Here is a 23,077-nt window from a genome sequence, read left to right on the forward strand (position 1 = left end):
TCTCTCTTCAGGGTACGGAACATCGGGGACACAGGCGGCACGTGGGTGGCGGGACGCAAAGGTCTGCTTCACCTCAGCTTGTGTTTCCGCCGCCCAAGGAATTGAGTAGCGCGACGGCTGCACTGCGGCTCAACAGCTCATGGAAGCGCTCGTTGCGGAAGGTCCGCAGGCATGCGTAGCAGCTGCTCTCCGGGCCGCACTCGCATGCACCTACCCGTGCGAGTGCGGCCTCGACAACCGCTTCGAGATGCTCGCCGATACGAATCACGTTGCCTGCGCCGCCCGGTGTGGTGTCGAAGAGGAGCAGCGACGGCATTCCGTCGGTTCCCGTGTGGACCGTGCCGTCGATGTCGTCCCGGCTGATCTCCAGGTGGGTGGCCGCGCCTTCCAGCAGCGCGTAGAGGCCGGAACGCAGGCTTTGCGGTGGGGCGTTGAGGGCGGTGTACAGGTCGAGATGGATCTGGAGGAAGTCCGTCTGGTACCGGTGCGCGAGGGAGACGACACGGAGCGGGCCGGTGCACTGCGCTTCCTTCAGCAGATGAGGGTGTTCCGCCCGTCGGGACGCTGCTCGTGCGTGCGGACGGCCCCAGCCACACCAGTCGCAGATCTCATACCCGGCGCCGCCTGGCCCCTCCGAGACGACGACCATTTCGCCACGCGCTCCCGCCGACCAGGCCGTGGTGTGACCGGAGTCGAAGACGGTGGTCCCTTCGTGGACGTCCGCGGTGTCGGTGGACATGTGGACGTCGCCGTACCAGGAGCGGCGCGGCGGTGTCTGCCCGGGGCGGCGCTGGGGCCTGCGTGCGGCGACGAAGCCGTAGACCGGCTCGACGTACCGGCGCGGCGCGGACGTGGAGAGCGTGCCGCAGGCGGTACAGGTGGGGTCGACGGGCTCGGTTGCCTCACGGTAGCGGCCGCAGGTGCCGCACACGGTGTAATGGCGGCTGACCAGTTCTCGGTCGGGCAGGCGGTAGACGCCGGCGGATTCCCACAGTCGGCCGCCCGCCACGATCTCGGCGCCCGGCGCGTACTCGTGGACGGCGGAGCTGAGGTCACGGGTGAGTTCGAGCTGGCCTGACACGCCGCCGCTGTCCTGTGGGATGCGCAGTTCGACGGTGTCCACCGGGAAGCCGTACTTGGGCAGGACGTTGCGATTGGCCAGGACTCCGAGAAGCTCCCGCTGCGTCAGGTTGCGGATGACCTTCTGGTATGTCTCCGCCAGCCCGTACTTACGGGCGTTCACCGCCTGGTCACGTCGTTCGCTGTACGCGGTGACGTCCTGGTCGAGGATCTGGGCCGCGGCCCGCAGCAATCTGTCCAGTTCGCCGACCCAGGAGCCCGACTCCACATCGATCTCCGTCTGGACGCTCGCGGGAAACACCCGGCGCATCGAGGCCGCCACGCTCTCGGGGACAGGCGTGAGCCAGTCGTGCACCAGGTGTGCCGCGGTCTCGCCGGTGGTGTCGTCCGGGAGGAAGAACTCCCCCGCCGTACGCCAGATGCGGCCCCGCTCCTCCTTCATGGCGCGGAAGAACGCGGCGAGGGCGATCGAGTGGGCATGGCGACGGTCGATCCGGACGTTGTCGACGGGCACGATCGGGGCCCGGACCTCTCCAGCGATCATCCGCTGGGGTTCCGCGAACTGTGCGAGGTCGTGGGGGCGTCGCTGGGCGTAGGTGAGGACGAGCGCGGCGGCGTCCGCGCGACGGCCGGCGCGGCCGGCCCGCTGGACGTAGTTGGCCGTGGAAGGCGGCATGTTGCGCAGAACGACGGCCTGCAGCTCGCCCACGTCGACGCCGAGTTCGAAAGTGGTTGAGCATGACAGGGCGTTGACCTGTCCACGGACGAACTCACCCTGGATCTCGGCGGCCTTCTCGCCGGTCCACTGTGCTGTGTGTTCCTGGGCGCGCAGTGGAACGGGGTCGAAGGTGCGGTAGAGGTGGCGGAGGTGGCCGTCCGTCTCGGTGGCAGGCTTGTACTCTTCGAGGCGGCCGGTGCAGCGCAGCGTCGGGCAGACACCCCGTACGGACACGGCGACCACGCGGCGGCAACGGTCGCAGGCGTGGAGCGGCTCGCTGTCCTCGGTGACGGGCCGCAGGCGCAGCCAGGCGTGGTCGAGCCGGCGGACGGCTCCGATGCCCGACTGGTTCTCCCCCGGCAGCCAGTCGGCAAGGGGCCCCGTGGTCAAGTCGGTCCACAGCCGACCCAGAATCTCCAGTGCGGCCCCGCGCCGGTCGCCCTGGTACCCGAGGGCGCCGAGCACGCGTTCCAGGTAGTCGACGCGCCGGTTGGAGACGCCCGCCGCGCTGGGCAGCCAGCTGATCACCTTGCGCTTGGCGTCGGATCCCTTGGAGCGGACCCAGACGGGTCCCCGGCGCGGGGCGAAGGCCTCGTCGCCGGCGTCGACATCCTCGGGCATGGTCAGGGCGCCCTGGTTGCGTACGCTGCGCAGGAGCTCCTGCATCAGCCACCACGTCTCGTCGTCGGTCAGGCCGAGGGCGCTGAGGACGGTGGGCGGCTGCCAGAACGGTTCGCGGTCGAGGTCGACCCGGAGCAGCCCGAGGCCTTCGAGTGACTGGCGGTCGTCGATGCTGAGCACTTCCTGCATGACCCACAGTGCGACCTCGCGCTGCTTGGCCTGGCGCGAGTGGTTGCGGCGGAAGACCCCGGCGCGGTCGGCGGCGCGGATGGTGTGGGCGACGAGGTCATCGATGTGCAGCGGCTCGTCGGGGTCGATACAGCCCTTCTGGGCGGCCTCGGTCATCAGGCGCCGGTGCTGGATGCGGCTGTAGGAGTCCTCCAGGTAGGGAGCGAAATAGGCGGCGGCTTGGCGGCTGTCGCTGAAGAACAGGAGCTTGCGGCCTCGTCCCGGCAGTGTTGCGGCGGGCCCGTCGGTCGCCGGGGGCAGCGCCTGGTAGAGGGTGGTGCCCAGGACGGAGGCGGCGGCCTCGTTGCCCGCCTCGAAGAGCCGGATCATGCCGTGGCCGCGGGCGCCGCAGGAGAGGCAGGAGGCCGGGGACCCCTCGCGGGTGTCGAGCTGATGGACACGGCGCAGCTCGGTTCCCTGACATTCGTCCGCTGTGCAGGTGACGGTCCCGGCGGGGTGCACGGTGGCGCAGCGGGTGCACAGCGTGCGTTCGCTGAGTCCGCCCGTGGCGCTCTCGCCGAGGGTCTCGTCGTCCTCGTCGACGCCGGCACCGGAGTCGTCCCCGTCCAGGAGCAGCCAGGTGTGGGGTTTCTCGGGGGACTTGCGGTGTACGAGGCGGGACCTGACACCGGGGCCGTCGAGGGTGCCGTGCAGGTGGACGGCACCGCAGCGGCGGCAGGCGCCCAGCTCGAAGGAGGGTCGTGCGCAGTGCGGGCAGACCTCGTGGCGGGCCAGATCGAGATGGGGCCCTGCCGGGGCGAGGCAGGTGAAGGCGCCTTCGGTGGCGCGTGCGAAGAGGTGGTAGCGGGCCGAGAGCACCGGAGCTCCGTCGGTGTCGGTCACGTGACTCGCGAGCTGGATGAGCGCGGTGACTGCGGCGGGTCCAACGGGGTCGTCGGGGAAGACGGTGCGGGCGATGTCGCGCACGGGCCGGGGCCCTTCAGCGAGGGCTCGGCGCAGGGCGGCGGTGCCGGCTTCGGCGGCGAGGGCCGCGGCCGGGGTGGTGGTGGCGGGCAGTCCGCGCATGCGTGCGGCCGACACGATCTCGGGGCCGGGGTCGGCCGCGGCGGCGAGGCGCAGGTACTCGGTGGCCGGCAGCGGCCCCCAGTGAGGGCCGGGGGGCGCGGGCACCCGGGTGGCGGTGACGAGGTCCTGTGCGGCTGGGTCGTCGGCGTCCCAGTGGAAAGGGACGTCGAAGAGGGCTTGGGCAAAGGCGGTGACGGCGGCGGGGTTCTCCTCGGCCCCGACGGTGGCGCTGGTGGCGATGGCCTGGACGTCGCGGCCCTGGCCCACCCGGTCTTTCAGTCGGCGCAGCAGCATGGCCAGTTCGGCGCCGCGTGCTCCGTCGTAGACGTGGGCCTCGTCGACGACGATGAACTTCCAGCCACCCGCGTGCTCCCCCTCGAAGAGGTCCATGTCCTGGGGGCGGAGCAGCAGGTACTCCAGCATGGCGTAGTTGGTGAGCAGGATGTGGGGCGGCGCGGCGCGCATTTCGCGGCGGCTGAGGAGTTCGTTGGGCAGGCGCGGCTCACCGGGGTTGAGCTGTTCGAAGGTGTCGGAGGCTCGGCGGGGGTCGTCCTTGGTGTCGCCGGTGTAGCGGCCGAAGGTGATGTGGGGGGTCTTGGCGAGCAGTCGGCGCAGGCGCTTCATCTGGTCGTTGGCCAGCGCGTTCATCGGGTACAGCAGCAGGGCCCGGACACCGGGGCCGAGAGTGCCGCGGGCGTGTTCGGCGGCGAGCGCGTTGAGGATGGGCAGCAGGAAGCTTTCGGTCTTGCCGGAACCCGTGCCGGTGGCGACGACCAGGTTGCGTCCGGCCACGGCCTTGCGCAGTGCTTGCTCCTGGTGCCGGTACAGGGGGCGGTCGGCGGGCAGAGCGGGCCCCGTCAGCTGCCGGAACGCGGGATCCAGTACGCCCTCGTCGACGAGCTCGGCGAGGGTGGCGCCCGGCGCGTAGGCGGGGGTGGCCTCCAGCAGAGGTCCTTTGGTGAGCAGCGGGCTGGTGTCGATGACGTGGGCAAGGGCCTCGGCCAGGCGTGGTTCGCGCAGGGGCAGCAGGGAGCGCAGGTAGCGGCGGTAGGTTTCGCTGATCAGTGTGGACGTGGCGAGCGGGTCGAGGCTGTGCACGGGCTGACTCCGGGTCGGCGGTGGGCGGGACGGTGTTCGGCGGGGAACGAGGGCCGAAAGCCAGGAAGGCTCTCGTCCGGGCGGGACGGATCGGCCGTGTCCGGCCGTGCTCAGCTGGTGGCCCGCACGGTCTCGGAAGTGACCAGGCATTCCGCGAGTGCGAGGTCGACGGCCGTGAGGTCGGGCGCGTGGGCGGCCACAGACGTCCACAACGGCCGCAGCCCCCGCTCCAGTTTGACGGCCCGCAGATCTCCCGCCGCGGCAAGCCGGGCGATCAGCGCACAGCCCAGCGAGAAGTGTGGCACCCGCATCCAGGCCTCCCCCGGACCACGCAGCGGACCAGGCGCCCGGTCGCGGAACGCCCGTGCCAGACAGTCGTGTCCGTCGTCGAGGAAGTTCTCCACGGCCTCCAGCCAGTCCTCGCACTCATCGCGCATGGCGTAGTACTGCAGGGTGCGCCGGTCACGGAACGCCTGCCAGGCGGCTGCGGCACGGGTGTCGGTATCGAGGAGTCCGCGCGGCACGACACCAGCCGTGCGCCACATGGCCTGCTGCTGGATTTCGGGGAGTTCGTCCAGAACGCGGACGTGGGCGTCGAACCGGCCGACCGTGCGGCTGGGATCCTCGTGCCCGGCCAGGATCGCCGTGCCAGCACTGCCCAGGAACTGATCCACCTCGTCCAGAAGTTCCACTTCCGCCGGATACAACTCGTCTGTGTCGTAGACAGGCTTCCCGGACAGGTACGGCAGCAGCGGCGCCGTGAGTAGCAGCGCGCACAGGGGCGCCCGCCGCCAGGCGGGACGTACGGCGGCGGGATCCGTCACCTCCCGGATGCGCAGGGCGGCCAGGCCGCTGCCCACCAGTACGGTGGCCAGTTCGCCGGAGCGCAGGGAGCCGTCGACCGCCCTCAGGAGGGCGTCCGGTCCGGCGTCGCCGAGCGCCTGCAGACACTCGGCCGGTGCGGTCTCCTTCGCCCCGCAGGCCTGCAGGTCTCTGCCGCGTGCGGCCACGATCCACTGGTACGGGATGGCATCGGTGCCGCGCGGCAGCGTTCCCCGTCCGCCCAGGTACTCCGTGGTTCGGGTTGCGGGGGTACGGTCGCTGACCGAGTTTGTCCAGGGGGAACGGCGCAGCACCAGGGTGTCGCGGTCGCGCAGGCGGGGCCAGGAGGGCGCGTATTCGGCCGTGTGCGGCCCGGTGCACAGGCTGATGATGAGCGGACCGGCCGACCGCCAGGCGGTGGGGAGCGGGATACGGCCGCTGCCGTCGACCGGCACGCTCAGCGGCTGTTCCCATGGGGCGAGGACCCTGTAGAGCAGGGCGGTCAGCTCACCAGGGTGGCGTAGTCCGCGCAGCAGCAGTCCGGTGCCGTCCGGTACGACGTCCTCGGCGATGGACTGGGTACGGACGGTGCCGACGTGGACGTCCTGCCCCGCGACCAGCAGCCGCAGCTCGGCCTTGGCGCAGTCGCGGACGGTGTCCGTCAGGGCGGCCAGGGAGTAGCGCAGGTCGCCCTTACGGGTCCGGGTACGGCGTTCCGGCCGCAGGCTCATCAGGGTCGTGCCCTCGACGACGAGCGCGAGTTTGGGCGTGACGGCCACCGCCTGCTCGGGCAGCCGCACGGTCAGGGCACTGTCCCGGGCCAGGTCGGCCGCGTCGATGTCGAGCGGCCGGACCGACCAGGGCAGGGGGTTGCCGTCGAGCTCAAGGCGGACCTCGGAGTGCGGGACGAGGGCCTGGACGGGGAACGCCCGTTCCCCGGCGTACAACACGAGTTCCTTGCTGATCTCGTACGGAGCGAACGGAACCACGTTCTGGGAGGCGGTGACCGGTCCGCCGGTACGCAGGTTCAGTCGCGCCGGCGCCAGTCCGCCGTGCGGGGCGAGCAGGCGCCACTCGGCCGAGGGCGTGGCGTCGACACCCTCGGCCAGGAAGACGGTCAGACGCCGCCGGCCCCACCGACGGTCAGGGCGGTGGACAAGGATCTCGTACGCCCCGAGCAGCGGGCCGGGGACGTTCTTCCAGGGGTCGAGGAGGGCACCGGGTGCACCGGTGAGGCAGGCCAGCGGTTCCTGGTGATTGGGGCGGCGCACCTCCACCTGCCAGTGTCGTGCCTCCGACTCGCCGGGGTTCCGCCGGAGCCGGAGGGCAGGCGGTCGGTGCCATACCGGCGCTCCGTCCTCGCCGGTCAGCCAGGGCAGCGTCGCGCCCGCTTCCCAGCCGAACGACCGCCCGACGGCCACCTCCAGCCACCTGTCCGGGGCGGCTTCGGAGGTACGGAGCCGAGTCACGCCTGCCAGCGACACCTCGCTGAGAGTCCAGCCGCTCCAGCCGTACGGGGTAGGCAGTTCGACTACCGCGGCCTGAGAGCACTCCGTCTCCAGAGTGCCCACGTGCAGCAGGAAGACTTGGGTGGCGGGCAGCGGCTCGTCCAGGGGGATCCGGTGGCCGTCGGCGGCGAACGCCAGCAGGACCGTGTCCGGGTCCACGACTGCCGAGGTGTGGGTGGTGCCGGCCGGGTCTGTAGCCTCGACGCGGCGCACGGGGCCGGGGAGGACCCAGTGCGGCGGTGACGCAGTGAACGACTCGCCGTCGGCGGCCAGTTGCCATGTGCCTGCGTCCGGAGCACTGGACAGGCTCAGCAGTACGCTGCCCGCGCCAGGGCCGAGACGGAGTTCCGGAGGGCTCATGGCGCCCTGGGCAGCGGACTCGGGCGCAGAGGTGCTCGCCAGGTCCGCGGCGGTCGGCGGAGTCCAGGTCCAGCCCAGTGAGCGGGCCGCCTCCTGGGCCGCCGTGATCCAGTCCGCGTGGGTCGCCGACGGGCTCCGGGCGGCGCTGCGGCGGCCGAGTTCGGGCCGGGCCGTGACCACACGTGCCCGCGCCGCGGACAGCAGCTGCGCGAGGCCGGGGGCGTTCCCCTGCGAGCCGAGCGTCACACCGTGGACCGTGCACGCGGGCCAGCGCGTGAACACGGCATCACGCGCCAGACCGGACCGCTCCGCGAGCAGTACGTAGGCCACGAGCGCGTCCAGGACGAGAGTGGTTCGACGAGTGACGGAGTCCGCCCCACCGAGGGGCGGCGGCTCCCCCGCCTCGCGCCACGCCCGTTCGCAGTCGTCCAGCAACCGCGCGGGATCCACCAGCATGTTTCCTCCCCGAGCCGAACTGTACTTCGTTGCAGTCCGGACCAGTTGGCGCTTACACTTTTACCATTCCTTCACGCCTTAGACACACTGGGTCCGCAGTGCGGCTTCGCCTGTCACGCGCTGTCAGTGCCGAATGGTCCAATGGCAGAGAGCTTGTTCCACTGCTGTTCAGCACACGGGGGGCACGTCGGTGACCACGGATGTCGAGGCGGGAACGCCGTCCGCGCTGCACGCCGGACTTCTGGCGGCGGCCGGTCCGGAGCGTGTCCTCACGCTGGTTGCCCTGCGGCGCCTGCTGGTCGGCGTGGACAAGGCCACGCTCGCCGAGGCGCTGAGCCGGGTCATACGGGAGGGGGTCACGGTCCCTCCCGTTGTGGCAGCCCAGTTCGGGATACCGGTCGGCGGTCAGGTGCCGTCCAAGTCGGACAGCTCCGCACCCGCACGAACACCCGACGCGGCTCCCCTCGTTTCCGGGCTCCCCGCCATACCGACACAGAAGGCCCCGGGGCCGCGGTTCACCGTGGAGCTGGGTCCGGACAGCCGACTCGATCTGACCGCGCTGACAATACGCACCCTGCGACCGGACCCCGTGCCGTCCGAACCGGCACCGAAGCCGCCGGCAGACCGTGCCTCTCGTGCCTCTGACGAGGCTTTCGAGGACTCCCCCGCCGGCCGGCCCATGTTCAACCCGCTGAAGTACTACCGCAAGGTGATCGGCGGATTCCCGCTGCTCTCCCGGCAGCAGGAGGCGGAACTGGCCCAGGCCATCGAGGCAGGACTGCTGGCGCGGGAGAAACTGGACGAGAGCGGCCGCAAGATCGCCCCCAAGCTGCGGCGCGAGTTCGAGCAACTGGTGCGTATCGGGGAGCAGGCCTTCACCGACTTCACCCAGGCGAACCTGCGGCTGGTCGTGAACATCGCCGCCTGGTACACCGGGCGCGGGCTGGACCTCTTGGATCTGATCCAGGAGGGCAACATCGGCCTGCTGCACGCGATCGACAAGTTCGACCACCGCAAGGGCTTCAAGTTCTCCACCTACGCCGTGCCCTGGATCCGCCAGGCGATCCAACGGGCGGTGGCCGACCAGAGCCGCACCGTTCGGCTGCCGGTGCACGCCCACGATACGGTGGCCGCGTTGAGCAAGGCGGCACGGAACCTGGGATACACCGTCCCGCAGGACGCCCTTCCGGCAGTGGCCGCCCAGGCGGGTGTCCCCCTGCCCGAGGCGCAGACCTTGCTGTCCCGTGTGCGCAGGACGGTCCCGCTGGAGGACTTGGCCGAGGCGATCGGTGACGACGCGCTGCACGAGGAGGCCGACCGGAGCATCCGCGGGCCGCACTGGCGTGAATCTGACACCTACTACAAGGACCTGTCCCCGGAAGAGGTCCACCGCATCCTCGACTGCCTCAGCGCACGGGAACTCCAGCTGATCACCCTCAGGCACGGGCTCGATGGAGGACCCGCACTGACCCTCGATGCCATCGGCCAGGTCCTGGGAGTCACGAGGGAGCGCGTACGCCAAGTCGAATCCAAGGCCATGACGAAGCTGCGCGAGCGCACGTGGGAATACCTCCACCCTCCAGTCGTTGCCACTCCGCCGACCGCAATCGTCGAACCGCGTACCGTCCCCGTGGATCCACCGGTGGAGCTCGACGACGAGCTCCATGTGACCCGGAAGGTCCACAAAAGCGGGCAGATCATGGTGGACCGACAGACCATAGACGTCGGTATGCGGTACTGCGGCGCGACCGTCACCGTACTGCTCGAGGACGAATGGTTCCGGGTGCTGTTCGAGGGGCGCCCGATCGCGGCCACTCCCCGGCGGCACCGTCCCGGGTCGCGCACGATTTACGGCACCGCCGGCTGAGTCACCGCGCACTTCACTCCGGCAGGAACTCGCTGGCCCGCCCGCTGTACGACACGTACAGAGCCTCGCGGGCCCTGGTGCACGCGACGAAGAGGAGGCAGCGTTCGGCTGCGAGGTCGGTGGCGTGCTGGATGGCGTCCACGCCGGGTGGGGTGACGGCCGGAGGGAACGGGAAAGCACTCGCGGTTACCCCGGCGACGGCGACGCACCGGTACTCCAGTCCCTTCATGCTGTGCAGGGTCGACACCCGCACCCCGACCGCGCTGTCCGGTTCGCCGTCGCGCACCCGGACCACAGGGACGCCGGCCGCGGTGAGCCGGTCGGCGAGCTTGCCCGTCAGGGTGTTGAAGCGGGCACAGACCGCGATGTCGGAGGGGGCGACTCCGGCGTCCGTCCAGCCACGCACCTGCCGGACGACGGCGTCGGCCTCCTCGTTCTCCGACGCGTGCCCCTCGCACACCGGGTGAGCGCCGTGCAGAAGAGAGCGGTAGCCGGTGAGGGTGTCGTACCCGTCGCCGGTCAGGTCGGCGACGGGTTCGCTGTCGAGCAGGGAGCGGGCCCAGCGCAGGATCTCCTCGGTCGAGCGGTAGTTGACGCGCAGCCGTCCGCTGCGGCCCGCGACGGCGATGCCGAGAGAGCGCAGGGAGACCCGGGCGTCGTAGATCCGCTGGTGCGGGTCGCCGGTGACGAACAGGTCGTCGGGGCCCTCCGGGACCAGTGCGCGCAGCAGCCGCCACTGTGCCGGGTGCAGGTCCTGTGCCTCGTCGACGACGACGTGGTCGTACGACGGCCCCGCGCCGGACTTGTCCCGCAGCAGCCGGGCCGCCTCTGCGCAGACCTGCAGCCAGGTGTGCGACCGGGTGCGCGCCAGCTCCTCCTCGAACAGGGTGACGGCCTGCCAGATCCTCCTCCGTTGTGCCCGCCCGAGCGCGCTGCCGCGTCCGCGCCGCTCGCACGCGAGGTACTCCTCCTCGTTGCGCACGTCCTGAGCGAGGACGACATGCCGGTACTCCTGCGACAGGAATGCCTCATTCCAGGTCAGGTCGAGACGGCGGACCAAACGCTGCCAGCGAGTCCGTTCCTCCTTGTCGCCGAGTGCGCTGCCGGGATTGCCCCGCAGCTGCCGTACGGCGCGGTGGGCGACGGCGTCCACGGTGGTGACGTCGACGCGGGCGAGCATTGCCTCGTCGTGGTCGAGGAGCAGCGCGAGGCTGCTGTACAGGGAGCGAGCCAGGGCGCCGGTGTAGGTGGTGAGGAGGACGCGAGTGTCCGCGGCCTGGCCCAGCAAGTGCTTCACGCGGTGCAGGGCGACGACCGTCTTGCCGGTGCCCGGTCCGCCGGTGATCTGGGCCGGGCCAGCGTAGGCGGGCCGGTAGGCGATGCGCCGCTGGGTGGGGTGGAGAAAGATCCGCCACGCAGCAAAGGGCTTGGCCAGGATGTCGGCGAGTTCGTCGGCTCCGGTGACGAGCGCTATCCGGCTCCTGGTGCGGGTGACGACGGCGGCCAGGTCGTCCTTGGCGGGGCCGTCCGCGGTCGCCGGTCCCTTCTGCCGTACGTCGACCAGCTCCCGGTAGATGTCGTTCGGGTCGAGGCCGTCGGCAAGCAGCCACAGCGCCTCGAACTGGTCCTCCGGCATCAGCGAACCGAACGCCTCCAGCTGGGCCTTGCTGGTGACGGTACGGGCGGCGCGCAGGGTGACGTCGTCGATGCCGAGGTGCCGCAACACGGTGTCCGACCAGGGGGCGAACAGCAGTTGCGGCGCGGCCGCGGCTTCCTGCGCGAACAGCGGGGTGATCTGCTCCATGGCGGTCAGGTCACGCACCTCCAGGCAGCGGGTGACGGTGTTGACCGTGTAGAGCCGCCGCTTGGCCCAGGAATAGGCCTTGTCGTGCGGGACGACGTGCACGAACACGAAGAGGTCGCTGCCGTCGTCGGGCGCCAGCAGCACGATCCGCAGTCCGTCGTCGACGCGTATCGTGCGCATCCGGGGGTCGCGGGAACTGACCACCGACTCCAGGTGCAGCCCCTTGTCCGCGTGCAGCTGCGGCACCGTCAGCTGCTGGAACTTGGCCATCGCCTTGTGGACGCGGGCGCGGGCCGGCCGGTCCAGCCGGTCGACGCCCTCCCAGAACGTGTTGGTGATCGCGATCTGCGGCATGCTCCCCACCTTCGTCGGCGCCGGTCTACGGCACGGCCGTTGACTGAGTTTACAGAGGTCCGTCATGATCGCTTCCTGCGCTGCCGCACGACAAGTGGGCACCATGAGGATGAGGGTTGAGCATGACTCTGGAACTGTCGGCCGATCTCTTCGCTGCATCCGGCGATCCGCTGGACGAGGCGTTGTCCCGGCTTCGCGCGGGAGCGGCACTGGGTGCGGGGGACCTCGCTCTGCTGACCATGGCCGCTCGCACCGCCCAGCGCGCGTTCGAGGAGATCGACAGGGCCAACACCGTACTCGACGACGCGGCTGAGTTCGGCGAGGACATCGTGGGCGGACTGGAAGACAGCTTGAACCGCCGGGCGCGACAGGAGATTCCGGCGCTGCTCGGTGCGTTGCGTGCCCAGGCGGCGCGCGTCGAGCGGTCCGAAGCGGTGCGCACGGTCGCCAACCGCATCCTCGGTAACGACGGCGGCGACGGAACCGAGGGCGGCCTCGCCCCCGTTCCTGTGCTCACAGCTGATCTGCTGCCCGGGGTGCCGTCCGTCTACGACGACCGGGAGAAGCCGGGCAACAGTCTCGCCGACCTGTGGGAGCGCGAGGAGCAGTTGTCTCCGGTCCGTCACCGGGTGCTCCGGCAACGAGTGCAGCGCGTCGCCGCGCACCTCGTCTCCCTCGCGGACGAGATCGTCGACCGCTCCTTCAGCGACACCCGGTTCACCCGGGCCGCGCTGGACGAGATGGACCGCGCGTATGCCCTGTGGTGCGCCTGCTTGGACGAGCGCTGAGGCGGTGAGCCGGGGGCCGTCTCGCGTTACACCGCCGGCTCGTCAACCGCTCGGCCGGCGGCTTCTTCGTGCCGCGGCGCGGGCTGCTCCGGCCGTCCCCGGAAGGCGGCTCCCTTGGCGGTCCGCGACTCGACGCGTTCCACAATGCGGTCGATGACCCGGTGTGGGTCCTTCCACTTCATCGCGAGCCGGTCGTGGTCCATGCCGTGTTCGGAGATGATGTCCCGCAGTTGTTCGAGGTCGAGCTCACCCAGGCGCGAGCGGAGTCCCGTCTCGCCGGTCTCGGCGAACACCGCGAAGGGGTCGATCACCCCCGGGGCCCGCCGGCTGCGCCTCGGGCGTTCGGCCGGACGGGGTGCGGTCTGCGGATCGGGAGGCGTCAGCGCCTTGCCCAGCGCCCGGGCGAAGCGTGACGTGCGTGCGGCTTCGGACGCCACCACCGCGAGGAGCCGGGTGAGCGTCGCCGCGAGGTCCGGGTCCGATGCGCTGAGCTTCGCCAGGGCTTCCTCGGCCTCCCGTACCTGGGCTTCCAGGGGGCTGCTGTCGTCGGGCCGGCCGTCGCTCTGCTCGGTCACGCGTTCTCCTCGACCAGTTCGATGAACTCCTGCGTCATGGCACGGAAAGCGTCGAATCCGCCCTGGTACCCGTACTTCTGCCGCAGGGTACCGCGACCGACGAACTCAGCCGAACCGGCGATGTCGTTCTTCTCAGGGATGAAGGTCGACAGCACGACAGGAAGCTTCTTGTCCTTCTGAAGTTCCCTGACGGTGTTCCAGTGGACCGTCGAATTCGCCTTGTACTTCGTGATGACGATGCCGATCTCGTTGATGCTCTCCCCCAAACTGTCCGCGAAGGCCCGCACCCGCCGCTGGATCTGCGGGATGCCGTAGGTGGACAGCACGTCGGGAATGGTCGGGATGATGTAGCCCTCGGAGATGCGCAGACCGTTTAGCGTCACGATGCCGAGGTTGGGAGGGCAGTCGACGAGCACATAGTCGTAGTCATCAATGCTCTTGCGGATAGCCTTGCGCAGGAGATCGGTGGGGTTGTTGGAGTAGAAGCGGCCGCTCGGCATGGACGCCAGGCGGTCCTGGACGTCGATGAGGTCCAGGGACGAAGGCAGAAGGTCCACCTGCGTCACCGCGTCCACCGACGAGACGTTGCGCTGGAGCGTCTTCTCCAAGGAGAACTGGGCCGGTTCACCTTCGGGCCGGAGCGCATCCGTGAACAGGGTCGCCAGGGTGTGCCCCTCGTCGTTGAGTTCCTCCCACCTCTTCTCCCCGATCAGGACCGTGGTCAGGTTGGTCTGCGGGTCGAGGTCGACGACCAGGACCCGCTTGCCGAACTCCGCGGAGAGGAACTCCGCGAGGCCGGCCGTGGTCGTGGTCTTCCCGACCCCGCCCTTCAGATTGATGGTCGAGATGACATGAGCCTTGGGAGCCATGTGTTTCTTCCTCCGTCTCAGGTAGCGCTGAATTTGACTCGCCCGGAAGACCGGACCGCTCCGCAGGTCCGCGACGGGAGCGGGGAAGCGCTTGTCACGGGCGCGCCAATTCGCTACGACCGTCCGGCCGACCCCCGCCATCTCCGCCACTTCGAACAGTCCGACGAGTTGGTCCTCCGCCTCGGGCGTGCCCTCCATGACACCTCCCCGTGAACGGCCTTCACGTTTGACCCCTCCAGCGTGAAGGCCGTTCACAATCACCGTCAATCCTCAAGTTCCTTGTGTGGAAGCATGGTTGAGTTCACGCGCCCCCTTAGAGCGCGGGTTCACGCCGGGTGCACTCCGCCCAGACCGTCTTGCCGCCCGGGTGATGGGGCTCGCAGCCCCACGCATCCGCGAGAGCCGCGACGAGGAGCAGGCCGCGGCCGGACTGGCCGCCCATGTCGGTGTCCGGAGGCGGTGCGGGCAGACGGTCGCCCCGCGCGTCGGTGACCTCGATCCGGAGGGTGGCGGGTGTGAGGGTCAGACGCGCCTCCCTTCCCCGTACCCGGCCGTGCCGGGCGACGTTCGCCGTCAGTTCCGCGATGAGGAGGGAGACCGTGGCCGCGTTGTCGTCGGCGGCGATGGCCTCCGGCCGTCCCTGTTGTGCGGCGAGCCAGTGCTCGGCGGCATGGCGTGCGCTGTGCGCACCGCGCGGGGTCGTGCGAGGCGGACGGCACGGACGAGGTAGCGGATCTGTTCCGGGCCCTCGGCCGGCAGATCAAGGTCGCCCGGGAGCGGGCTGGGCTGAGCCAGAAGGAACTGGGCGACCGGATCGGATACGGGGAGGAGACGATCTCCTCGGTCGAGCGGGGACGACGGACGCCTCAGCCTGAGTTGCTGGTCGCGGTGGACCGGTTGCTGGAGTGCGGGGGGCTGTTGGCTTCGGCGGCGGCGGATGTGGAGCGGGCGAAGACGCGGAGGCGGGTGCGGCATCCAGAGTGGTTCCGGGACTACGCGCGGTTGGAAGCGGAGGCGGTGGAGCTGCGCTACTTCGCCAACCAGGCGGTGCCAGGCTTGTTCCAGACCCCGGACTACGCCAGCGCCGTCTTCGCCAGCCGACAGCCGTTCTTCGACGAGGAGACTATCGAGCAGCGCGTAGCCGCGAGGATGGATCGACAGGGGCTGATGGCACGATGGCCGCCACCGACCGTGAGCGCCACCATCCAGGAAAGCATCCTGCGACACCCCTTCGGCGGGCCGGACGTACAGCGTGGACAGCTGGAACAGCTACTGCGGGTGGGACGTTTGCGCCATGTGGAGATCCAGGTCATGCCGACCGCGAGTGAGGAACACGCAGGCATGGGCGGACCCTTCACATTGCTCACTCCGAAAGGCAAGCCGCAGGTTGCCTACATGGAGGTCCAGCACATCAGCCGCCTCATCACTGACGAGGAAGAGGTGCGCATTCTGGCCGCGAAACATGGCAGCATCCGAGGACAGGCGCTCACCCCGCGCGAGTCCCTGCGCCTGATCGAGAAGATGCTGGGAGACCTATGAACACCGAACAGTCTGCACGGCTCAACTGGTTCAAGAGCAGCTACAGCGGCGACGAGGGCGGCGAGTGCGTCGAAGTCGCCGCCGACACGACAGCCATACACGTACGGGACTCCAAGGAACCCAGCGGTCCTCAGCTAGCGTTCGCGCGGAGTGCATGGACCAGGTTTGTCGTGGACCTCGGGCAGGACCAGACCTGACCGACCCACCTGAGATCACGCCACTCAGGCCTCGTGGCGCGGCCCTTCCCCCGGCGGCGGGTCCAGTACGGTCCGGTACTCGCCGCTGGCGGCCTGGGCATCGGCCATACGGTCGTAGATATCGAGGATGAGCTCCTTGGTGCGGTAGACGCCACCGAAGGCAGCCTCTTCTGCCCTTTTTACGATGTTGAACGTGTCCATGACGTAGGACACATCTCTACGACTGACACCATAGAAATGAAAGAAAAGAGCGTCCAGTTCGGCCCGGACAGCAGCCCGCCTATCCCTATTCCACCGGAAAGGGCGCCCCTGGAAGCCAAGATCCTTTGCGAACGGCGCCAAGAAACGGCTATTGTACGCCAGTTCCACGACTCGCCGCTCAATCCAGCCTCTTGGATCGCTAACCCAAGCACCAAGTTTTGGCACCTCATTCGGTGCCAAAACGGGCAATTGATACAGGTAACCGTAGGTTAGATGCTTTCCAGAGATTTTCTGGCGGGCGAAATAGTCCAAAGGGAACGAGTTAAGACAGGCAAGCAGGACAGCGGCATCTGATGCCGATCGAGGGAACATCAGCGGGAGAGTGTGCCCCACGGCATGACGCGGCAGAACCGAGAGGATGACAGTCCGCTCATTCGCCGCATTAGTCACATCTCGCCACCCCATGAGCCATTCCCTGTGCCAGTCTTTGTCGCGAAGCAGCGCACTAACACCGGCCACCTTGACAGGATTTCCCCGATTATCCACTTCGCCAGTCGGGACATCGAATTCGGGGGCCCACACCGCTGGAAGCGGAACATAGTCAGGATCCTCATGCTGTTCATCCGTGACACTCGGAAGGTTGCCCATCCTGGCCTGGGCCTCGGTCTGGCCAGCATACGTTCCAAAGCGATCATCGAACTGATGGATCATCTTAGCAACGCGCAGAGGCAGATACCTCTTCCCCTCTACATCCGAAAATACACCATCCCTTTCACACCAACCCTCATCTACCAATTGCTGCCGCGACTTAAAGATGGCCGAGGCGGTCGAAATGTTGAACAGACCTTGCCGAAATCGCAGCCCCCAGGGATTGCCTTCCCACTTTTCACCGAACTTCAGTATCGAAGTTCTCCTGTAGGCCTCCAGAGTGATCTCGGCATCACGGCGAGATCTGAATACGGGCAATGTCCCAGAATTCGGGTTGACCGCCAAAATCTCATCTGCCGGCATTTCATACAACAACCCAGACAGGTCCTCCATCCTGCGCACACGGAAAGCGAAAGCGGCACGAGTTGACTTCCCGCCCCGCCCCACCACAGTCATCAGACAGAATCTAGTATCGTGATGCACGTCCCTGCTGAGCAGATACGCTTCGTTATCAAATTCCATGAATGAAACAAGTCTTGATGATCGAACTACATCGGAGAAAAACACAGAAGTCGCACCATCAGTCGCAATCCCTGTGGGCAGGACCAAACCATACCGCCCTTGCGGCGCGATCCCTTGGGAAGCAGCCTCGGCAAATAGCGGATACGTATTCAGTTTACCGCGTGCGGAAAGCGGGAATCGCCCTGACCAGCGCGCGAGATGGGAGTAACCGTCTGATTGCCGCTTGTCGGCGACGTACTTGTCGTACAACTCCCGGTCCGTCTCCTCTTCGCTCTCCGCGAGTTTGTCAGTCAAGATCTGCCGTGTCGCCTGGCTCGGAGCATCAGCAATCTCAGGGGCGCTTGTGGCGAAGTACTCCTCCGTCTTGAACTCAAGGGTCTCCCACGGCGGATTCCCCAGCACGCAGCTGAACCCGCCCTGCCACCCCGTGCGCTCGTCCACACCCCGCGCGTCCGGGTCCGCCGGGACGCGGAAGACCTCGGGGAACTCCAGGTGCCAGTGGAAGAAGTGGTACTCCTCCCGCAGCCGTGCCAGCTCCTTTAGCGTGCCGTGCGGGAGGCTCGCGCCGCCGTCCTCGGAGTGGAGCATGAGGAGGGACTTGGTCGTCAGCGCGGGCGGCGTCGCCGTCTTCGTCTTCTTCCAGACGAACGCCGCACACCACGCGTCCGCCAGTTCCAGGGCCCGGATGTAGTCGCGGGAGGTGGTCAGTGCGCGGTACTCGCGGGCCTGGTCCTGGACGTCCTTCAGTTCCAGCGACTCGGTGCCGGTGATCGCCGACAGCTTCTGGCCGAACTCCGTGTTGGAGTCGAGAACAAGCCCTTCCTTCGAGAACAGCTCACCCTGCCTCGCGCCCATCTTCAGCGCCATCTGCCAGGCGGCACGCTCCGAGGCGTTCCGCTTCTTCAGGTCGCGGACATGCTTGCCGTCGTCGCCCTCCAGCGGCTTGAACGCGTCGTCGGGCAGGCCGCCGGCCAGCAGCTTCGGGGTCGTGCCGAGCAAGCCGTTGCCGTGCTTGATGTGGGCGTCGAGGAAGGTGAGGGGCCGGCCCGGCTCCATGGCCTCGATCCACAGGGAGACCTTGGCCAGTTCGACGGCCATGCGGTTGAGGTCGACGCCGTAGACGCAGCGGGAGACGACGTCGCGCAGGGCGTGTCGTACGTCCTCGGCGCTGGGCTCGGGGTCGTCCTTGCGGATCTCGGCGAGGCGGCGGGCGATGCGGCGGGCGGCGGCGACCAGGAAGTGCCCCGAACCGCAGGCGGGGTCGCAGACCGTGAGGGCGAGCAGGGCGTCCTCGCGCTCCTTCGGCGTCGTGCCGGAGCGGACGGCCTGGTCGATGAGCGGGTCGAGCGTGGAGTTGAGGAGGCAGTCGATGAGCGGGGACGGGGTGTAGTAGGAGCCAGAGGTCTTGCGGTCGTTGCCGTCGAGCTTGGCGAGGACGTACTTCCCGGCGTCGTCCACACGCGGCTCCAGCTCCAGCAGCGACTCGTAGACCGAGCCGAGTTCGTCCGCGCCGAGGTGGCGGTAGTCGACCTTGCGAGGTCGGCCCAGCTTGACGTCGTTGACCACGGACAGGGCGCGTACGGCCTCGTACAGGGCCTGGTTGGAGAGGCTGAGACCCTCCAGGATCTCGTCCGTCTCCGTCGGCTCGAACAGGCCGCCGAGGGCGGGCAGACCCAGTTCGGGACGGCCCCCGGGGGTGCCGAGGCCCTTCACGACCAGGTTCAGGGCGTGCCACTGGTCGCCGTGGAGGGTGCCGGTGCGGCGGGCGAGACGGCGCAGGCGGGCCGTGGAGAAGTACTTCTCGTAGGTCTCCCGGGCGGTGGCCGTCGCCTCGGGGTGCAGCAGCAGGTCGCGGTCCTCGGTGACGAAGAGGAACAGCAGACGGTACGCGAGGCGGAGCAGCGCCGGGTGGAGGTGGTCGCGGACGTTCTTCTCGCGGGTGCGCAAGGCGTCGCACAAGGCTGTGTTGTCGGGGTGGGCGATGAGACCGTTGCCGATGGCGACGAGGGCCTTCTCGACGCCTTTGCGGAGTTCCTTCAGGGCGCGGGTGCCGCTGTCGATGGCCTCGGTGCGCCACTTCTCCAACGGGCAGGTCGCGGCCGGCTCACCCTCGGCGCGGGGCTCGAAGCGGGTGCGGTGCAGCAGCCGCCACAGCAGCACGAAGTCGTCGGAGCGGTCGCCCTCGAAGATCGCCTGGAGGTCGAACTCGATGAACGCGGCGCCGGTGAGGGAGGCGGACTCGCGCAGCAGGCGCAGCTGCCGGCCGTTGGAGAGCACGCCCCACAGGGTGGAGTCCGCGGAGCGGTTGAGGTACTCCTGGACCATCGACTGCGGGATCTGCTTGGCCAGTTCCGGGGTGCGTTGATCGAGGGGGACGTTCCAGCCGGTGAGGTGCACGGGCACGTGCGCCCAGTGGTGGCTGACGTCGAAGTCCTTCTCGCCGTCGCGGGAGCGCAGGCCGGGGGCGGGCACGGGGGCGAGTGCGCCGAAGCCGAGCTGCTCGAAGAGTGGCAGCAGCCAGCGTTCGGTGGTCAGACCGACCGCGTGGACGCCGGGGTCGGCGTCGGCGCCGTCGCGGGCCAGGGCGTCCTGGTAGGCGGTCCACACGCCGCGCAGGTAGCCCCAGGAGCGTTCGGCGGCGTCCCGAACCGAGTCACCCTTGGCGTAGAGGCGGTAGTCGGCGGGCTTGGAGCCGGTCTGCTCCTTGCCCTCCTTGATCCGTACCAGGAGGTCGTACGGAAGCAGGCCGCCGACGGTGGCGACGGTGTCGGTGACGAGGGTCCTGGCGAGGCTCATGCGTCCGCTCCCTGGATGATCGACGCGACCGGGCGGTAGTGGTAGACACCGAGGACGTCGGGGTCGCCCTGCGGAAGGACCTTCAGTCCCTGCCGGCGGGCCTGGGAGGCGGTGCGGACCCGGTGGTGGGAGTCCTCAAGCCGCTTCCCCAGTTCGGCCGACCGCAGCCGTAGTGCGGGCATCAGGACGGTGTGCAGGGCGGCGAGGATCTCCTCGATGTGCCCGACCGCGAACTTGGGGTCGGTGTTCCCGGCGGCACGAGCGTCCAGGAGGGCCAGTGCCTCGTCCTCGGGCAGCCATTCGGGGGCGGTGGCGCTGCCCTGGAAGGCGACCACCCGGGCGTCCTCGGCGAGCCGCTCGACCGTCCCGCCCTTGCGCGTCGGCAGGTTGAGCTGGAAGCGGTGGCGGACCAGCAGGAGGGTGGTGGGACGGGCGACCGCCTTGGTGCGGACGACACCGCAGCGGCGGGCCGGACGCTGCTCCTGCGGAACCTTGTCGGCGTCGTCGAGGGCCGCGTCGAGCACGAACCGGGCGGTGGCGGTGACCACCGGGTCGGTGCGGGTGAGGGCGGCCTCGCCTCGCGGGGCGCTCGGGGCGTCGTGGAAGACGATCGGGCGGGGGTGGCGGGGGCCGAGCGCGGCGGAGATGGCGTCGCGCAGACCGCGCGGGAGGGCGTCGGTGCGGACGGTGAAGCCGCCCTGCTTCGTCGGGGCGGGCATGCCGCGCAGGGCCGCCAGGGCGCGGCGCGTGAAGTCGCGCACCTCCTCGCCGGTGCCGAGCGCGGCACGGATCTCGGCAACCTCGGCCGCCACCTCGTCCTTCCTGATGCGGTGCTGCGCGTAGCGGGAGCGGTTGCGCTTCTCACGCTCGGCGGAGGACTGCCAGGCGATCTCCAGCTGCTCGGCGGCGGCCGCCTCCTCCTGCGGGAACAGTCCCTCCTGCTCGTAGGCCGGCTTCTCCCCGCGCAGGATCAGACCCTCGAAGACGGCCTGCATGGCGCTCTCGGACTCCTGCGGCACGGGCACCGAGATGCCGGTGACGCGGCGGATACGTTCGTGCTTGCGCAGCAGGACGTTCAGGACGATGCCGTCGACCGGGTTGTCGGCGCCGTACAGGGTGAGCGCCTTCACGACGTCGGTGCGCTGGCCGAAGCGGTCGACGCGGCCCTCGCGCTGCTCGTGCCGGGTGGGGTTCCAGGCGAGGTCGTAGTGGACGACGGCGTCGAAGGACTCCTGGAGGTTCACGCCCTCGGACAGGCAGTCGGTGGCGACCAGGACACGGCGCTCGGCCGGCGGGTTGCCGTCCTCGTCGGCGCCGGTCAGCTCGGCAATGCGGGCGACCCGCTGGTCGGGCGAGAGTTCACCGGTGACGGACGCCACGGCGACCGGGTGCTCGGCGCCCTTCTTGTTGAGAGTCTTGGCGAAGTGCTTGGCGATGTAGTCGGCGGTCGCGATGTAGCGGCAGAAGACGATGGGCCGGTAGCCCTCGTCGAGCAGGTCGGTGACGGTGGCGATCAGCTTCTTGAGCTTGGTGTCGCGGGTGGGGCCCTCAAGACGCCTGGCCGCCTCGGCCATGGTGATCAGACGGGCCTTCTCCTCGTCGCCCTCCGTGGTGCCGGAGGCATCGTCGGGACCGGAACCCTCGGCCGTCTCCGCCGCGGCGGGCAGCCGGGTGCCGGGCACCGCGTCGGCCGACTCCGCGCCCTCGCTGTCGGCCGGGTCGGAGACGGTGCGCTCACCGGTACGGTCGGCCTCCTCCGGTGAGGCGGCCTCCTCGACACCGGCCCGGGTGTTCAGGGACTGCACGGCGGCGGCCGGGGAGGAGGACAGGGTGCGCAGCAGGGCGAGGGTGGACCACCAGCGCTGACGCTGCTGGAGGGCTCCGTCGGCGGCGCGGACGGTCTCGCGGGCGTACGCCAGCACCTCGTCGAGGAGCTTCTTGTAGTCGCGGTGCAGGGTGTACGGGCACTCGGCGGTGTCGCGGGAGGAGGGGAAGTGCGCGCCGTCGCCGAAGTCCTCACGGATGTCGGCGCGGCGGCGCTGCACGAAGAACTCCGCGAGCAGCCGGCGGCCCGCCTCCGTGTCCAGGCTCACCGTGGCGAGGCGCTCGTCGAGCAGACCGAGCAGGCGGCGGAAGGGCTCCTCCTTGCCGCTGTGCGGGGTGGCGGTGACCAGCAGCAGGTGGCGGTCCGGCCGGTCGGCGAGGGCACGCAGCAGGGAGTACCGCTGCTGGGAGGTGCGGGCGGAGGCACCGATCGCTGTGTCGGCGACGCAGGAGTGCGCCTCGTCGACGATCACCAGGTCAGGACAGTTGTTCAGGAAGTCCTCGCGGTGGCGGGGCGACTTGATGAAGTCGGTGGAGACGACGTAGGCGCCGTCGGGACGAAACACCGAATGTCCGTACGGCGTCTCGCGCAGCAGCCTGCCGATCGTGGACGGCAGCACGAGCCGGGCGTCCACGCCGAACTTGCTGTGCAGCTCGGCCCGCCACTGCTCGGCCAGGGCCGGCGAGCACAGCACGACCAGGCCGCGGGCGTCGCCCTGGGCCAGCAGCTCTGCGGCGACCAGCCCGGCCTCCACCGTCTTGCCGATACCGACGTCGTCGGCGATCAGCAGCCGGACGGTGTCCTGGCGCAGCGCCATCAGCAGCGGCACCAGCTGGTACGGGCGGGGGTCCACGGAGACCGAGGCGAGCGAGCGGAAGGGGCCCGCGCCGGAGCGGAAACCGATGCGCAGGGCGGTGCGCAGCAGCCCGGCGGCCTGCTGGTCGCCCAGGTCGGACGGGGTGGGCGGGGCGAAGGTGGCGGGGACCACCCGCTCCAGGCCGGGCAGGACACCCGCGATGTCGTCGTCGGCGCCGCCGAGGGGGCGCAGGACGAGGAGGTCCCGCGTGGAGTCCGGCAGTACGACCCACTCACGGCCCCGGGCGTGGACAAGGGAGCCGACCGCGTACTGCTGCGGGGTCGGCTGGGCGGCGGTGGTCATGGGTGCCTTCCGGGGT

General features: G+C 69.4%; 11 protein-coding genes and 1 pseudogene. 4 read left to right on the forward strand and 8 right to left on the reverse strand.

Features of this window, described 5'->3' with window-relative positions:
- Positions 1-73 precede the first annotated feature (73 nt).
- Complete coding sequence (locus ACF1A5_RS26180) at positions 74-4,771, reverse strand: DEAD/DEAH box helicase (RefSeq protein WP_392195318.1); 4,698 nt, start codon at positions 4,769-4,771, stop codon at positions 74-76.
- 110 nt (positions 4,772-4,881) lie between these two features.
- Positions 4,882-7,917 carry a hypothetical protein gene (locus ACF1A5_RS26185; RefSeq protein ID WP_392195319.1) on the reverse strand — a complete coding sequence of 1,012 codons (3,036 nt, stop codon included), beginning with the start codon at positions 7,915-7,917 and terminating at the stop codon, positions 4,882-4,884.
- 190 nt (positions 7,918-8,107) lie between these two features.
- Here ACF1A5_RS26185 and ACF1A5_RS26190 point away from each other — a divergent pair, with 190 nt between their 5' ends.
- Entirely contained in the window at positions 8,108-9,784 is a 1,677-nt protein-coding gene (locus ACF1A5_RS26190; protein ID WP_392195320.1) for an RNA polymerase sigma factor RpoD/SigA, read from the forward strand.
- A 13-nt stretch (positions 9,785-9,797) separates the two neighbouring features.
- On the opposite strand, the gene ACF1A5_RS26195 is transcribed toward ACF1A5_RS26190, so the two are convergent.
- A complete protein-coding gene (locus tag ACF1A5_RS26195) occupies positions 9,798-11,942 on the reverse strand; it encodes a UvrD-helicase domain-containing protein (protein ID WP_392195321.1) in 2,145 nt (714 codons plus the stop codon).
- A gap of 122 nt (positions 11,943-12,064) precedes the next feature.
- On the opposite strand from ACF1A5_RS26195, the gene ACF1A5_RS26200 reads away from it, so the two are divergent.
- Positions 12,065-12,730 carry a hypothetical protein gene (locus ACF1A5_RS26200; protein WP_392195322.1) on the forward strand — a complete coding sequence of 222 codons (666 nt, stop codon included), beginning with the start codon at positions 12,065-12,067 and terminating at the stop codon, positions 12,728-12,730.
- A gap of 26 nt (positions 12,731-12,756) precedes the next feature.
- Here ACF1A5_RS26200 and ACF1A5_RS26205 read toward each other — a convergent pair whose 3' ends face one another.
- From ACF1A5_RS26205 to ACF1A5_RS26215, 3 genes and pseudogenes are all read right to left on the reverse strand, one after another.
- Entirely contained in the window at positions 12,757-13,305 is a 549-nt protein-coding gene (locus ACF1A5_RS26205; protein ID WP_392195323.1) for a hypothetical protein, read from the reverse strand.
- Entirely contained in the window at positions 13,302-14,372 is a 1,071-nt protein-coding gene (locus ACF1A5_RS26210; protein WP_392195324.1) for a ParA family protein, read from the reverse strand. The genes ACF1A5_RS26205 and ACF1A5_RS26210 overlap by 4 nt, the downstream gene beginning before the upstream one ends.
- A gap of 115 nt (positions 14,373-14,487) precedes the next feature.
- Positions 14,488-14,814, reverse strand: a pseudogene (locus tag ACF1A5_RS26215) (ATP-binding protein); the annotation flags it as partial.
- Positions 14,815-14,849: 35 nt separating this feature from the next.
- On the opposite strand from ACF1A5_RS26215, the gene ACF1A5_RS26220 reads away from it, so the two are divergent.
- Both ACF1A5_RS26220 and ACF1A5_RS26225 read left to right on the forward strand, forming a co-directional pair.
- Complete coding sequence (locus tag ACF1A5_RS26220; protein ID WP_392195325.1) at positions 14,850-15,713, forward strand: Scr1 family TA system antitoxin-like transcriptional regulator; 864 nt, start codon at positions 14,850-14,852, stop codon at positions 15,711-15,713.
- On the forward strand, positions 15,710-15,910 hold the full coding sequence (locus ACF1A5_RS26225) for a DUF397 domain-containing protein (protein ID WP_392195326.1): 201 nt from the start codon (positions 15,710-15,712) through the stop codon (positions 15,908-15,910). The genes ACF1A5_RS26220 and ACF1A5_RS26225 overlap by 4 nt, the downstream gene beginning before the upstream one ends.
- A 24-nt stretch (positions 15,911-15,934) precedes the next feature.
- Here the strand turns inward: ACF1A5_RS26225 and ACF1A5_RS26230 are convergent, their stop codons facing one another.
- Together ACF1A5_RS26230 and ACF1A5_RS26235 are read right to left on the reverse strand one after the other, a co-directional pair.
- Positions 15,935-20,077, reverse strand: a complete 4,143-nt coding sequence (locus ACF1A5_RS26230) for an Eco57I restriction-modification methylase domain-containing protein (RefSeq protein ID WP_392195327.1) — start codon at positions 20,075-20,077, stop codon at positions 15,935-15,937.
- Positions 20,074-23,061, reverse strand: a complete 2,988-nt coding sequence (locus tag ACF1A5_RS26235; RefSeq protein WP_392195328.1) for a helicase-related protein — start codon at positions 23,059-23,061, stop codon at positions 20,074-20,076. The genes ACF1A5_RS26230 and ACF1A5_RS26235 overlap by 4 nt, the downstream gene beginning before the upstream one ends.
- Between the last annotated feature and the right edge of the window lie 16 nt (positions 23,062-23,077).

Origin of the sequence: Streptomyces sp. NPDC014864, assembly GCF_043081525.1 — a bacterium.
In the GTDB taxonomy this organism is placed as follows: Bacteria; Actinomycetota; Actinomycetes; order Streptomycetales; family Streptomycetaceae; genus Streptomyces.